Source organism: Novosphingobium sp. SG707 (genome assembly GCF_012275515.1).
GTDB lineage: Bacteria > Pseudomonadota > Alphaproteobacteria > Sphingomonadales > Sphingomonadaceae > Novosphingobium.
The window spans coordinates 106,991-121,482 of sequence record NZ_JAAZQL010000006.1; the positions used below are offsets into that span (position 1 = coordinate 106,991).

At 64.0% G+C, this 14,492-nt stretch carries 13 protein-coding genes; 10 read left to right on the forward strand and 3 right to left on the reverse strand.

Translation table 11 applies throughout. The features are described from left to right. Positions 1-42 precede the first annotated feature (42 nt). From recN to FHW92_RS17270, 4 genes are all read left to right on the forward strand, one after another. The gene (recN, locus tag FHW92_RS17255) at positions 43-1,707 is read left to right on the forward strand and encodes a DNA repair protein RecN (protein ID WP_168604520.1); all 1,665 of its coding nucleotides are present in this window, start codon (positions 43-45) and stop codon (positions 1,705-1,707) included. A gap of 103 nt (positions 1,708-1,810) precedes the next feature. Continuing rightward, positions 1,811-2,485, forward strand: a complete 675-nt coding sequence (locus tag FHW92_RS17260; protein WP_168604521.1) for a GNAT family N-acetyltransferase — start codon at positions 1,811-1,813, stop codon at positions 2,483-2,485. A gap of 9 nt (positions 2,486-2,494) precedes the next feature. Further along, positions 2,495-4,597, forward strand: a complete 2,103-nt coding sequence (gene ligA / locus FHW92_RS17265; protein ID WP_168604522.1) for an NAD-dependent DNA ligase LigA — start codon at positions 2,495-2,497, stop codon at positions 4,595-4,597. A gap of 94 nt (positions 4,598-4,691) precedes the next feature. Continuing rightward, the gene (locus FHW92_RS17270) at positions 4,692-5,423 is read left to right on the forward strand and encodes a class I SAM-dependent methyltransferase (protein ID WP_168604523.1); all 732 of its coding nucleotides are present in this window, start codon (positions 4,692-4,694) and stop codon (positions 5,421-5,423) included. Positions 5,424-5,661: 238 nt separating this feature from the next. Here FHW92_RS17270 and FHW92_RS17275 read toward each other — a convergent pair whose 3' ends face one another. Further along, a complete protein-coding gene (locus FHW92_RS17275; protein WP_168604524.1) occupies positions 5,662-6,645 on the reverse strand; it encodes a 50S ribosomal protein L11 methyltransferase in 984 nt (327 codons plus the stop codon). Between the two features lie 194 nt (positions 6,646-6,839). Between FHW92_RS17275 and sdhC the strand changes: the two genes are divergently transcribed. The 3 genes from sdhC to sdhA are packed head-to-tail and all read left to right on the forward strand — an operon-like array spanning position 6,840 to position 9,447. Then, positions 6,840-7,241: a succinate dehydrogenase, cytochrome b556 subunit gene (gene sdhC, locus FHW92_RS17280; RefSeq protein ID WP_168604709.1), complete on the forward strand. Its 402-nt coding sequence runs from the start codon at positions 6,840-6,842 to the stop codon at positions 7,239-7,241. Positions 7,242-7,253: 12 nt separating this feature from the next. Next, entirely contained in the window at positions 7,254-7,634 is a 381-nt protein-coding gene (gene sdhD / locus FHW92_RS17285) for a succinate dehydrogenase, hydrophobic membrane anchor protein (protein ID WP_168604525.1), read from the forward strand. A gap of 4 nt (positions 7,635-7,638) precedes the next feature. Continuing rightward, a complete protein-coding gene (sdhA, locus tag FHW92_RS17290) occupies positions 7,639-9,447 on the forward strand; it encodes a succinate dehydrogenase flavoprotein subunit (RefSeq protein ID WP_168604526.1) in 1,809 nt (602 codons plus the stop codon). A 317-nt stretch (positions 9,448-9,764) separates the two neighbouring features. On the opposite strand, the gene FHW92_RS17295 is transcribed toward sdhA, so the two are convergent. Both FHW92_RS17295 and FHW92_RS17300 read right to left on the reverse strand, forming a co-directional pair. Beyond that, positions 9,765-10,283 (reverse strand): hypothetical protein, encoded by a 519-nt coding sequence (locus FHW92_RS17295; RefSeq protein WP_168604527.1) that lies wholly within the window; start codon positions 10,281-10,283, stop codon positions 9,765-9,767. 65 nt (positions 10,284-10,348) lie between these two features. Continuing rightward, positions 10,349-11,263, reverse strand: coding sequence for a neutral zinc metallopeptidase (locus tag FHW92_RS17300; RefSeq protein ID WP_168604528.1), 915 nt, complete (start codon positions 11,261-11,263; stop codon positions 10,349-10,351). 240 nt (positions 11,264-11,503) lie between these two features. On the opposite strand from FHW92_RS17300, the gene FHW92_RS17305 reads away from it, so the two are divergent. From FHW92_RS17305 to FHW92_RS17315, 3 genes are all read left to right on the forward strand, one after another. Then, positions 11,504-12,979: a M20/M25/M40 family metallo-hydrolase gene (locus tag FHW92_RS17305; protein WP_246870239.1), complete on the forward strand. Its 1,476-nt coding sequence runs from the start codon at positions 11,504-11,506 to the stop codon at positions 12,977-12,979. A gap of 92 nt (positions 12,980-13,071) precedes the next feature. Beyond that, positions 13,072-13,398, forward strand: a complete 327-nt coding sequence (locus tag FHW92_RS25570) for a hypothetical protein (RefSeq protein WP_210428565.1) — start codon at positions 13,072-13,074, stop codon at positions 13,396-13,398. 210 nt (positions 13,399-13,608) lie between these two features. Then, entirely contained in the window at positions 13,609-14,478 is an 870-nt protein-coding gene (locus FHW92_RS17315) for a GGDEF domain-containing protein (RefSeq protein ID WP_168604530.1), read from the forward strand. Positions 14,479-14,492 lie beyond the last annotated feature (14 nt).

Below are 14,492 nucleotides of genomic sequence, written 5' to 3' on the forward strand. Positions count from 1 at the left end.
CATAGACGCGGGCCTGCGCATCGGCTAGAACGATGCGCGAACATGCTTAGCCATCTTTCCATTCGCAACATCGTGTTGATCGAGGCGCTCGATCTCGCTTTCGCGCCGGGCCTTGGCGTGCTTACGGGCGAGACGGGGGCGGGCAAGTCGATCCTGCTCGATGCCCTGGGCCTGATTCTGGGGATGAGGGCCGACAGCGGTCTGGTCCGCGCAGGCGCCGAACTGGGCAGCGTGACCGCCTCGTTCGAACCGGGCGCGCTGCATGGCGCGGTGGCGCAGACGCTGGCCGATGCGGGCGTCGAGGTGGAGCCGGGCGAGCCCATCCTGATTCGGCGTCAGATCAAGGCGGACGGCGGGTCCAAGGCCTTCATCAACGATCAGCCCGCCAGTGTTGCCCTGCTGCGCGAAGTGGCGCCCTATCTGGTTGAAATCCATGGGCAGCATGATGATCGCGGGCTGGTCAATCCGCGTGGTCATCGTGCCTTGCTTGATCGCTATGCGCGGGTCGATACCGCCGCGATGGAGACCGCGTGGAAGGCCTGGGGGCAGGCCGAGGCCAAGCTGGCCAAGACGCGCGCGGGCATTGCCAAGGCGGCCGAAGATCGCGAACTCTATCAGGCGCATGTGGCTGAACTCGAAGCTCTTTCGCCTCAGGCAGGCGAGGAGGAGGAACTGGCCGGCGAGCGTGCGACCATGCAGAAGGGCGAGCGGTTGGCGGGCGATCTGGCTGCTGTGCAGCAGGTGTTTGCCGGATCGCATTCGCCGCTGGCCGAATTGCGCGTGGCGGCGCGGCGGCTGGACCGGATCGCGGGCGAACATGCCCTGCTCGAAGAAGTGCTGGCGGCGCTCGACCGGGCGATGATCGAGGCCGACGATGCCGAGGACAAGCTGAACCGGGCGCTCGATGCGCTGGCGTTTGATCCGCTGGCGCTCGACCGGGTGGAAACGCGCCTGTTCGATCTGCGCGCGGCAGGGCGTAAGCACGGCTGCGCGGTTGAGGAATTGCCCGCCAAGCTGGAGGAAATGCGCAGCGCCCTGAGCGCCATCGAGGGCGGGGAGGCCGAGGTGGCGGCGCTGGAACAGGCGGCGGCCAAGGCGCGCGTGGCATGGCTGAAACTGGCCGAGGCGGCGAGCAGCGCGCGGGCCGAGGCGGCCTTGCGGCTGGACGCGGCGGTCAAGGCCGAACTGGCCCCATTGAAACTGGACGCGGCGCGGTTTCGCACCGATGTGGCCCGGCTTAATGAAGCCCAGTGGGGGGCATCGGGCATGGACCGCGTTGAATTCATGATCGCCACCAACCCCGGCGCGGATTTCGCGCCTCTGGCCAAGATCGCTTCGGGCGGCGAATTGTCGCGCTTTATCCTGGCGTTAAAGGTCGCTCTTGCGGAAGAGGGCGGGGCGGCCACGATGATCTTCGACGAAATCGACCGGGGCGTGGGCGGCGCGGTGGCGCAGGCGATTGGCGAGCGTCTGGCGCGTCTGGCCTCCTCCGGACAATTGCTGGCGGTCACGCATAGTCCGCAGGTGGCGGCGCGCGGGGGGCAGCATTATTTTATCGCCAAATCCTCCGACGGGCTGGTGACGCGGACGGGCGTGGTCCTGCTCGACGGTGGCGGGCGGCAGGAAGAGATCGCGCGGATGCTGTCGGGTGCGGAAATTACGCCTGAGGCAAGGGCGCAGGCGGATCGGCTGCTGGAGCGGGTTTAGCAGCGCTTGCGGCGATGGCGGGCGAGGGCATTGGCTGTGTTTAAATGATGGTTGGGCGATGCCGGGTCTGGACCCTCGCCTTATCCTCTCTATATAACGTGTTATGCATCCTCTCGACCGCCCGTTCTGGACCGCCCTCAACACCCGCCAATCGCATCTGGCCCGCTGGAATGCGGGGCAGACCGCGGTGCGGATCGACCCCGATTATGGCCCTTTCGCCAATGCCGCACCGGGGCAGGAGGCTGCGCTGGCCGAACTGTTGAACGGAGCGGAGGATGAAATCTGGCTGGTCGAAGCCGAGGAAGTGTTCGCCCCCGGCCTGACCGCCAGGTTGACAGCACCCTTGGTGCAGATGGTGTCGCAAAATTCGCCGCCCGAGGCGGACTTTGCCGGGATCATGCCTCTGGATGAGAGCCATGCGGAACAGATGGCCGCGCTCGCCATTGCGACAAAGCCGGGGCCATGGGGACCAAAGACCCGCCTTTACGGGCAATTCTATGGCATGTTCGATGGCGAACGCCTCATCGCCATGGCGGGGGAGCGCGCTCGCCCCGGCGATGGCTGGGCCGAGGTCAGCGGGGTCTGTACCGATCCCGATTATCGCGGGCGGGGCTTGGCGCGTCGGTTGATCCTGCGGGTGATGGCCGATCTGGCGGCGCGGGGCGATCGGGCCTATCTGCATTCATGGGCCGGGAATGCTGCGGCGATAGCACTTTATGAACAACTCGGTTTCGCCATTCGGCGCCCGATGGTGGCGAGCGTGCTGACGCTGGGCTAAGAGGGTGTCATGACGATATCCCTGCCCAACGAAGCTGAAGCCGCCAACGAACTGATGCGCCTTGCCCGCAAGATCAACCGGGCGAACAAGGCCTACCATCTCAATGATGCGCCCGAGATCCCGGACGCCGAATATGACGCGATGGTCCGCCGCAATGCCGAGCTTGAAGCGGCCTTTCCGCATCTGATCCGCGCCGACAGTCCGACCAACAAGGTGGGCCATGAAGTGGCCGCATCGCCCCTGCGCAAGGTGGCGCATGAGGTGCGCATGATGAGCCTCGACAATGCGTTCACCGACGAGGAAGTGGGCGAATTTGTCGCGCGCGTGCGGCGGTTCTTGAACCTTGCCGAAGACGCGCCGGTGGCCTTTACGGCTGAGGACAAGATCGACGGCCTGTCGCTCTCGCTGCGCTATGAGCAGGGCAAATTGGTGCGCGCGGCGACGCGCGGCGATGGACAGGTGGGCGAGGATGTGACCGCCAATGTCGCGCATATTCCCGATATTCCTCAGGAATTGCAAGGGGATGCGCCCGATGTTTTCGAAATCCGCGGCGAAGTCTATATGGAGCGCGCGGCCTTTATCGCACTGAACGAGCGGCAGGAGCAGGCGGGCGATAAGATTTTTGCCAACCCGCGCAATGCGGCGGCAGGGTCTTTGCGGCAGAAGGATGCGCGGGTGACGGCATCGCGGCCGCTGCGTTTTCTGGCGCATGGCTGGGGCGCGGCCAGCAGCATTCCGGCGGGCAGCCAATGGGCGACGATGGAGCGGATTGCGGCCTGGGGTGTGCCGGTTTCGCCCTGGCTGCAGCGCTGCGAGGATCTTGCGGCGATGCTCGACCATTATCGCAATATTCAAAAGCAACGCATTGACCTCCCCTATGAAATTGACGGAGTGGTCTACAAGGTCGATGACTTTGCCCTTCAGGATCGTCTCGGCTTTGTCGCCAAGGCGCCGCGCTGGGCCATCGCCCGCAAATTCCCCGCCGAGCAAGCCGAAACCACGCTGGAGGCCATCGACATTCAGGTGGGCCGCACCGGCAAGCTGACCCCTGTGGGGCGTCTGGCGCCCGTGCTGGTAGGGGGGGTGACGGTCACGAATGTCACGCTGCACAACCGGGACGAGATTGCGCGTCTGGGCGTGCGGATCGGCGACCGGGTGGTGTTGCAGCGCGCGGGCGATGTGATTCCGCAGGTGGTCGAAAACCTGACCCGCGAGGATCCGCGCCCCGCCTTTGATTTCCCCGACCATTGCCCCGAATGCGGCAGCGAAGCCGTGGCCGAGGAGGGCGAGGTCGATGTGCGCTGCACTGGGGGGCTGATCTGTCCGGCTCAACGCACCGAACGCCTCAAGCATTTTGTCAGCAGGGGCGCATTAGATATTGAAGGATTAGGTGAAAAAACGATTCAGGAATTTTTCAACCTGGGCTGGCTGGAAAGCCCGGCTGATATTTTCCGCCTCTATCGCCGCCGCGGCGATATTGTCGGGCGCGAAGGTTGGCAGGACAAGTCTGTGGATAACCTGTTGAACGCCATCGAGGCCAAGCGACAGCCCGATGCGGCGCGGCTGCTGTTCGGGCTTGGCATTCGGCATGTCGGCGCGGTGACGGCGCGCGATCTGTGCAAGCGTTTCGTGACCTTGCCCGCGTTGCGCGCGGTGGCGCAAAAGGCCAACCAGTTGCGCACAGACGGAGATGCGGGCGCGGCCGAACTGCCCGAAGTGGCCGATGCGCGCGCCGAACTGGTGAGCATCGACGGGATTGGCCCCGCCGTGGTCGAGGCATTGGGCGATTTCTTCCACGAGGCGCATAATGTCACCGTGTGGGAAGACCTTTTGAACGAGGTCAGCCCGCCCGACTATATCGTCGAAACCAAGGCCAGCGAGGTGGCGGGCAAGACGGTGGTGTTCACCGGCAAGCTGGAAACCATGAGTCGCGATGAAGCCAAGGCGCAGGCCGAACGGCTGGGCGCGCGCTCGGCAGGGTCGGTCAGCGCGAAGACCGATCTGGTGGTGGCCGGGCCGGGGGCGGGGTCGAAACTGACGCAGGCGGAGAAACTGGGCATCCCGGTGATCACCGAGGCGGAATGGGCCGAGATCGTCGCGCGGGCCGGATAGCGAGCGCGTACAAAATCTTACATTCGCGGCCTTGGCAATCCCTCGCGTTAGGATAGGTTCCCATCCGTCTCATAATAGGTGGGGAGTATCAGATATGTCGAAGGCGTGGATGATCGCGGGCGCATTGGCGCTGGCCGGCACGGCGATGGTGCCAGGTGCGGTGCTGGCGCAGGGCAACAAGGCGGCGATCGCGGCGGCCCTGGCCGACAAGGACCGCCCCGAGGCCGATGTGTCGCGCGATGCCGGGCGCAAACCGGGCGATTTGCTGGCCTTTGCCGGGGTCAAGCCGGGCATGAAGGTGGGCGAATTGCTGCCCGGCGGCGGCTATTTTACCCGCCTGCTCTCCAAGGCGGTGGGCCCCACCGGCGTCGTCTATATCTGGATGCCCGCCGGAACCCCGCCCGAGCGTCTGGCGCGACTCGATCCGATCCTGAAGAACCCGGCCTATTCCAATGTGAAGCTGGTGCTGGGCGAGCAGATCGCGCCGCCTGAAAAGGTGGACCTGATCTGGACCACGCAGAACTATCACGACCTGCACCATACCGGCAAAAGCCCCGAGCCGACCAATGCGGCCGCGCTGGCGGCGTTGAAGCCGGGCGGCACCTATCTGGTCAGCGATCATGCGGCCAAGTCGGGTTCGGGCACCACGGATACGGACGCGCTGCATCGGATCGATCCGGAACTGGTGAAGGCCGAAGTGGTCAAGGCGGGCTTCAAATTTGCCGGTGAAAGCAAGGCTTTGGCCAATGCAGAGGACGATCACACCAAGAAGGTGTTCGATCTGCATGACAAGACGGATCAGTTTTTGCTGAAGTTTACCAAGTAAGGGGTTTTGCCTCCGGCGGGCCAAGGGACTCGTCCCTTGGCAATCCCGTTTTTGGGGTGGCGGGAGATTTGCCAGATTGCGTCATGATTTTTGGAAAGCCTGCGGCGCGGAGGCCTTGCGCCGGATAGCGCCGCAGGCTTTCAATTTTTAACGGGGCGTCCGACACCCATTGGCCGAACCTATGGCGCAACGCATACAGTCATGGGAGCGCGAGGGACGAGTCTCTCGCATCATCCTTTCACCACTTCTTCGACCACTCCGCCAAAGCCCCGACCTGCGAAGCATGCACCCGCGCATAGCTCCGCTTGCGCAGCCACAGGATCGACCAGTCGCCCGAAACCATCCGCGCGGCAAGGCGCATCCCCGCCCGGCGACAGGCGGCGCGCACCTGCGCCTCCTGCGTTTCCAGCAGGCCTGCCAGCAGCAGATGCCCTCCCGGCACCAGCGATTTGGCGAAATCGGGCGCCAGCGAGATCAGCGGTCCGGCAAGGATATTGGCGATCAGCAGGTCATAAGGCCCGCGCGCCTGAAGCACCGGATCGTCCATGCCATCGGCCACGACCATCGTGACCTCGCCCGCGCGGGCGCCCATGGGAAAGCCGTTGACCGCGCAATTATGCTCGACCACGCCGACGCAGGCGGCATCGATGTCGCTGGCCGTGGCATAGGCGCGCGGCCACAATTCCAGCGCGGCAAAGGCCAGCAGCCCCGTGCCCGTGCCGATATCGGCCACATTGCGCGCGATCACGCCCTGATCCTTCATATGGCCCAGCATGGTCAGGCAACCGGCGGTGGTTTCATGATGGCCGGTGCCAAAGGCTCGACTGGCGGGAATTTCAAAGGGGATCAGCCCCGGCACCGGCGCATGGTCGGGCGTGTGCACGCAGAATCGCCCCGCCACGATCGGTTCGAGTCCCTCCTGGCTGGCCGTGATCCAGTCGATATCGGGCAGGCGTTCGACGATCAGTTGCGGAGTCGCATCGGCAAACAACGCGATGACCGCATTTTTATCTGCCTTGCGCGGTTTGCGCGGCAGATAGGCCTCCAGCACCCATTCCTCGGGCTTGTCCTTGGCCACTTCGCAGCCCGACAGCACGATCTCGAAATCCCAGTCAAAGGCGTCTTCATGCGCGATCAGCGCCGCCTCGATCTGTTTGCGGGGGCCAAAAACGGTGATTTTCCAGTTTTCGGCGGATTCAGGGCTGTCATTGGCGTCGGTCATAGCCGCGCAGATAGGCCCAAGGCCCACCAATGCCAAGTGGCCGCGAAAATGACCCGCGTGTTACCATTCAATTGCGACTTTAGCGGCAATGCCTCATTGTGAAGCTTGCACGCGACAAGGATTTGGCTAAGGGGTTCTTCGCGCGGGACTGTCCCGCAACGCAACATGAACCAGCCCAAGGGGGATTCGTCGCAATGGCTCAAGCCTCGCAAGCCCGCAAAGCGCGGCCGCTTTCACCGCATTTGCAGATCTGGCGCTGGGGACCAGCTATGGCTGTCTCGATTTTGCACCGTGCCACGGGCAGCGCCGCGTCGTTTGCCGGGCTTGGCCTGCTGCTCTGCTGGCTTGGCACTCTGGCTGCTGGTCCTGACGCCTATGCGCTGTTTTCGGCGCAGGCTGGCACCTGGTATGGCCGTATCGTGCTGATCGGTATCAGCTGGTCGGTCTTTAATCATGCCGTTTCGGGCATCCGTCACTTCCTGCTCGACATCGGTGCGGGCTTTGAAGTGAAAAGCAACAATTTCTGGTCGGCGCTTTGCCCGGTCATTGGCATCTTGCTGACGGCGGCCTTCTGGGCCTGCCTGCTGGCCCGTTAAGGGGATTGGAAGATGGGTAACGGAACTTCCGTAGGCCGCGTTCGCGGTCTTGGCTCGGCCCATTCGGGCTCGCATCACTGGCTGCTCCAGCGCTTTACCGCCATCGGCAATCTGGTGCTGACCAGCTGGCTGGCGGTCTCGCTGATGGCGCTGCCGAATTTCTCTTACATCACGCTGCGCGACTGGATCATCAGCCCCGTGACCTCGACCGGTCTGGCGCTGTTCGTGATCAGCACATTCTGGCACGCGCGCCTTGGCCTTCAGGTCGTGGTGGAAGACTATGTTCATGAGGCCGGCGCCAAGTTCGCCGCCATGACCGCGCTGAACCTGGCCGCCTTTGGCGGCGCGGCCTATGGCCTGTTCAGCATCCTCCGTCTCGCGCTGGGAGCATAAGATAATGTCCGCGCCTGCTTACAAGATCATCGACCATACCTACGACACCGTGGTTGTCGGCGCCGGGGGCTCCGGCCTGCGCGCCACCATGGGCAGCGCAGAAGCCGGTCTCAAGACCGCCTGCATCACCAAGGTGTTCCCCACCCGCAGCCACACCGTGGCCGCACAGGGCGGTATCGCCGCTTCGCTCAAGAACAACACGCCCGATCACTGGACCTGGCACATGTACGACACCGTCAAGGGGTCGGACTGGCTGGGCGATCAGGACGCCATCGAATATATGGTGCGCGAGGCCCCTGCGGCCGTTTACGAGCTGGAGCACGCCGGTGTGCCCTTCAGCCGCAACGCCGACGGCACGATCTATCAGCGCCCGTTCGGCGGCCACATGCAGAACATGGGTGAAGGCCCGCCGGTCCAGCGCACCTGCGCCGCGGCCGACCGTACCGGCCACGCCATGCTCCACGCGCTGTATCAGCAGTCGCTCAAGTATGACGCCGACTTCTTCATCGAATATTTTGCCATCGACCTGATCATGGAAAATGGTCAGTGCCGTGGCGTGATTGCCATCTGTCTCGATGATGGCACGATCCACCGCTTCAAGGCCCATGCCGTTGTGCTGGCCACGGGCGGCTATGGCCGTTCGTACTTCACCGCCACCTCGGCCCATACCTGCACCGGCGACGGCGGCGGCATGGTTCTGCGCGCGGGCTTGCCCTTGCAGGATATGGAATTCGTGCAGTTCCACCCGACCGGCATTTACGGCGCGGGCGTGCTGATCACCGAAGGCGCGCGCGGCGAGGGCGGTTATCTGACCAACTCGCAGGGCGAGCGTTTCATGGAACGCTATGCTCCCTCGGCCAAGGACCTGGCCTCGCGTGACGTGGTTTCGCGTTCGATGGCGCTGGAGATCCGCGAAGGCCGCGGCGTTGGCCCGCATGGCGACCACATCTATCTGCACCTCGATCACATCGATCCCAAGGTGCTGGCTGAGCGTCTGCCGGGCATCACCGAGAGCGGCAAGATCTTTGCCGGTGTCGACCTGACCCGCCAGCCTCTGCCGGTGGTGCCGACCGTGCACTACAACATGGGCGGCATTCCCTGTAACTATCACGGCGAAGTCGTGACCATCGGGCCGGACGGCAACCCTGACCATGTGGTTCCGGGCCTGTTCGCGGTGGGCGAAGCGGCCTGTGTGTCGGTCCATGGCGCGAACCGCCTTGGCTCGAACTCGCTGATCGACCTGGTGGTGTTTGGCCGGGCAACCGGCCATCGCCTGAAGGAAATCGTGAAGCCGGGCATGGCGCATGGCGAACTGCCCGCCGACTCGGCCGATCTGGCGCTGACCCGTCTGGATCACTTCCGCCACGCCAAGGGCGGCAGCTCGACCGCGGAAATCCGCACCGAGATGCAGCGCACCATGTCGGGCCACGCCGCCGTGTTCCGCACCGATGAGCTGATGGCTGAAGGCAAGACCAAGCTGGCCGCGACCTATGACAAGATGCAGGACATCGCGATCAAGGACCGCTCGCTGATCTGGAACTCGGATCTGATCGAGACGCTTGAACTCGACAACCTGATCTCGCAGGCTTCGGTCACGCTGCATGGCGCGCACGCCCGCAAGGAATCGCGCGGCGCGCACGCTCACGAAGACTTCCCCGATCGCAACGATGGCGAGTGGATGAAGCACACCGTGGGCTGGTTCGACGGCTGGGGCGGCAAGGGCGGCAACGTCAAGCTCGACTACCGTCCGGTCCACGAATACACGCTGACCGACGACGTCGAATATATCAAGCCGAAGAAGCGCGTTTACTAAGACGCCGGTTTCGGATTGAAATGCAAAAGAGCCGGGGGCGAGGAGCCTTCGGCTTTTTTGTTTTAGAAGTAGGGTTGAATACGAGGGTCTAGACCCTCGCGCTCCCATTATTGTATGCGTTGCGCCAAAAGCGCGGCCAATGAGTGTCGGACGCGGCGTCTGATGTTGAAAGCCTGCGGCGCCAATCAGCCTGATGCTTCTGCGCCGCAGGCTTTCCAAATTCATCACACAATCTGTCAAACCTCCCACCACCCCAAAAATGGGATTGCAAAGGGTCGTCGCCCTTTGCCCGCCGGAGGCCCAATTTCTTTAAAACCTTACCCCGGCCGCGCCGGATATCCGCAACCCTTCTGCAACCCCACGCCCTTCAGGAAGGCCCGCCGCGCAAACCCGGCATAGATTGCCTGCTGCAATGCCCGGTTCTCGGCATTGGCCCCGCTGATCTCGCGGACAATGCCGCGAAAGGGCAGGATGCCGCCGACCAGATCCTGCGCCACCTTGCCGGGGATGACCTTGCGCCCGCTGCGCCGGGCGGCATCGACATCCTCGCCCAGCACAGCGCTGAGTTGGCGGACTTCTTTTTGCAGCGCCGGGCAGCGGCTCATGCCACTCAGTCCATAAGGGGCGGCCTGCGCGCGGACCAGAATGTCGGGCACCCCCTTTTTGCGGATGTTGAGGTCGCTCAGCGGCGTGGTCGCAACATCTTCAACGCTTGGCGCGGCGCGGGTGACGGGCGGTGGCGGCTTGGGGCTGGGGCTGGCCGTCTGGGCCTGAACCGAGCGCGGCGTGGCGAGCAGCGGGATCAGGGCAATCGCGATCAATCGGCAAAGAGTCATGGGCTTGGTCCCGCTGTTGCGTTCCTCTCATCCATGGGAACGCGCGAGACGGCAAAAGGTGGCGCTTATCCCTTCACCGCCCCGAATGTATCGCATTTCGCCGGATCGCCGCTCTCCATGCCGCGCCGCAGCCATTCCATCCTCTGGGCAGAGGAGCCATGGGTGAAGGCGGCTTCGACCGGGGTGCGCCCTGCCGATTTCATCAGCGTATCGTCGCCGATCTGATGGGCGGCATTCAGCCCGCTTTCCATATCGCCCTTTTCCAGCCGGTCGCGGTTGCGCGCGGCCCAGACCCCGGCATAGCAATCGGCCTGAAGCTCCAGTCGCACAGAGAGCGGGTTGGCGGCGTCAGGATTGCGCTCCTGCTGGGCCTGCACCTTGGCCGAGGTGCCCAGCAGGCTTTGGACATGATGGCCATATTCATGGGCGATCACATAATCGCGCGCAAACTGGCCGGTCGCGCCCAGTTCGGTATCCATTTGGCGATAGAAGTCGGTGTCGAGGTAGATTCCGTGGTCGGCGGGACAATAGAACGGCCCCATCGCGCTCTGCGCCGCGCCGCAGCCCGAGGATCCGCGCGAAGAATAGAACACGAGGCGAGGGCGTGTGAAAGTATGCCCGCGCCCTTCGAACAGCCCGCGCCATGTCTTGTTGAGCGAGGAGAGCGCGTTGCAGCTCTCCCGGCTTGCCGCATCCACCGTGCAACTGCTGGCCGCATCGCTGCCGCTGGCCACGGGGCGCTGCGCCACCGGCGCGCCGACCGGGCCGCCGCCCGCCAGACCCAGCACGCTGAGCGGGTTGAAGCCCAGCATCCATGCGCCAATCATCAGGACCGCGATCGTGCCGATCCCCAGTCCGCCGCCGCCCAGTTGCAACCCCTGGCCGCCCCCGCCAAAGCCGAAGCCGCCCCCCAGACCACCGCCACGACCGCGCTGATCCTCGATGTCCACATCATTGGGGTCGAAATCGTCAAGTCGCATGAAACTCTTCCTGTTCCTTGCATCGCTAGATCGGGATTTTCCCCCAGCCTTGCAAGCGCGCGATGATGCGTGGAGGCAACTTTCGGAATTTTCCCCATTTTGGCGTCATCGCCGGTCTTGCGGGTCAAAGCGTTCTGTGTAGGCTGGGCTGCGATGACACGAGGCCGAGTAGCGACAGACAGCAGATGGCGGCGCAGCATTGTGCCGCCTGTGGCCGCGTTGCTGGCCGCTTTTTGTGCGATGCCCGCCGCTGCCCGCACCGACAGCAGGAGCGAGAAGCAGATCGAGGCGCAATTGCTCGAGCATATCCGCGTGCTGGCCAGCGACGATTACGGCGGGCGCGAACCGGGCACCGATGGCGAGGCCAAGACCTTGCGCTATATCGGGCGGCAATTGTTCGAGATGGGGCTGGTGTCGGGCACGAATCAGCCCGCCAATCCCTGGTATGCCCCGGTCAAACTGGTCGCGCGCGAACCAGCGGGCAGTGTGGCGCGTTTCTCGCGGCGAGGGCGCGTCGTGCCCTTTGATCAGGATCAGGCGCTGCTGCTGACCTCGGGGCGGCGGGCCTTGGTTCAGGGGGCGCCGCTCTATTTTGTCGGGCGGGGCAATGTCGTGCCGCCGCGCGCGGAACTGGCGGGGCGGGTGGCGCTGCTGCTCGACGATCAGGGCGGACTGGGGGCCAAAGAGGCGCCCTATGGGCCGGATGCGTCGCTGCGCCAGAACGCCTTGCTGGCAGGCGGGGCGGCGGCGGTGGTCACGGTGCTGGATGGTCAGCGCACGCTGGCCGGTGTGGCCGAGCGGCGGCGACGTCAGGGCTATGCGCTGGCCAGCGAGGCGCTGGGGGGCGATATGGAGGGGTTCCTCTCACCCGAGGGGCTTGAGCAGGCGCTGGCGGGTGTGCCTGACAATCTGGCCAGTCTGAGGCGCGAGGCGGACAGGCCCGATTTCGCGCCCCATCTGCTCGACGTTTCGGCCAGTTTCGAAGCGACGACGCGCGAAACCAGCATCCGCACGCATAATCTGATCGGCCGCATTCCGGGGCGCAAGCCGGGATCCGGCGCGGTGCTGCTGCTGGCCCATTGGGATCATTTCGGCCAATGCGCCAGCCCGCCCGCCGAACATCTGATCTGCAACGGCGCGGTGGACAATGCCAGCGGGGTCGCGGCCTTGCTGGAGGTGTCGCGGCGGCTGATGAAGGTGCCAGGCGGGATGGAGCGCGATGTGATCGTGCTTTTCACCACGGGCGAGGAAATCGGCCTGCTGGGGGCGGAGGCTTTTGCGGAAAACCCGCCGCTGCCGCTCAAGAATATCGTGGCTGCTTTCAATATCGACTCGGTGGCGATTGCGCCTGCCGGAACGCCGGTGGGGATCGTGGGGCGCGGGATGACGGTGCTGGATACCGGAATCGCCACGGTGGCGCGCGAACAGAAGCGCAAGCTGTCCATGTCGGATGAGCCCAACCGCTATATCCGTCGTCAGGATGGCTGGGCCTTGATGTCGCATGATCTGCCCGCTGTGATGGTGACCAGCGCCTATGGCGATCTGGCGCGGCTCGAGAAATATTTCGACACCGATTATCACCGCCCGCAAGACGTGGTGAAGCCGGGCCTCGAATTGGGCGGGGCGGCGGAAGATGTGGCTTTTCATGTCGCCTTGGTGCAGTATTTTGCCGATACCAAACGCTTTCCGGCCACGGTGGTAGCGGGCACACGCTGAAGCTTTCGGTGCCGTGAACGGGTGGTTCATTGACGGCCAATCGGGCCGGGCATATCCAAGGCAAGTCGTAACCTGCGACGAGGAGGGATTGTATGAAAAAGCTGCTTTTGCCGATGGCTCTGATGGCTCTGGTTGCGCTGCCCGCCAGCGCGCAAGCTGAACAGTGCCGCAACGCCAAGGGTCAGTTCGCCAAGTGCGGTACGCCCGGCGCGATGCCATCCAAGGCCAAGGCCGGCTCGGCGATGAAGCCCGCTGCTCCCGCCATGAAGCCTGCCGCACCGGCCATGAAGCCCGCAGCCCCGACGATGAAGCCCGCCATGGCGCCCGCCGCCGCCAAGCCCGCTGCCCCCGCGATGGCCCCGGCCAAGAAGGCGCCTTGCAAGGACGCCAAGGGCAAATTCATCAAATGCGCCGCCTGAATTTCTGACCTGTCCCGGACGGGATGAAAACAGCGCGTCGGGCCAATCGCCCGGCGCGCTGTTTTGCTTTGAAATTGCCGGATTTTGATGGTCAGGGCTAAGAATGTATGGTGAATTGTTAACCAGTCTTGATCATCCTTTTTAATCAGTAGTTATACGAATCATCGCTCCAAGAAACTTGCCGCTTTCGCCGGGGGAAAAGGGGTTGCCATGAATTTCTATCTTGCCACCTCGTTCATTTTTCCGCGCTCCTTGCGGATGCGGATTTTTTTCCTGTGCTTTGCGGCCACGCATGTGCCTTTGCTGGCTTATACGGTCTGGGGGCTGGCCACGGGGCGGATCGCTGCGGTGGCTTTCTGGCTCCTGCTGACGGCCACGGCGGCAGGGACGGTGCTGGCGCTGCTGGGCATTGGTGCGCTGTTGGCGCCGATCGAGAAACTGGCTGATGCGCTGGGCGACCAGGATGGCGAGGAGGAAGGTGAGGGCGGGCACGATATGTCGCGCGCGCAGGATCTGATCCAGAAGCTGTACAATGGCGTCCATCGCGCGCGGCGTTCGACCGACAAGACGATGCGCGAACTGGATCTGGTCGCGCATGAAGACATGCTGACCGGCATTTTGAACCGGCGCGGTTTTATGAAGAAGATCAATTCCTTGCCTGCGTCTCAGCGGCATGGCTGCTTTGCCATTCTCGACATTGACTATTTCAAGCAGGTCAATGACGAGATGGGTCATGATGAAGGCGACCGCGTGCTGCGCGCGCTGGCGGGGCGTTTGTCGGAACAGACGCGGCGGGCCGATATTGTCGCGCGTTGGGGCGGCGAGGAATTCGTCGTCTTCTTCAATGGCGTGATCGAAACCGAGGCGTGCTGGGCGCTCGAACGCATCGCGTGGCGAATGCAGGGCGACCCGATCGGCCGGATCAAGGGGCGTCCGATCACCTTCTCGGGCGGCGTTTGCCGCTGGGTCGAGGGCGATCTGACCGGTTCGCTGATCCATGCCGACGAGGCCCTGTATGAGGCCAAGCGCAATGGGCGCGATCAGGTCTGCACGGCGGTGGCGCTGACCCCGGCGCGGTAAAGCGCGGCCAACAA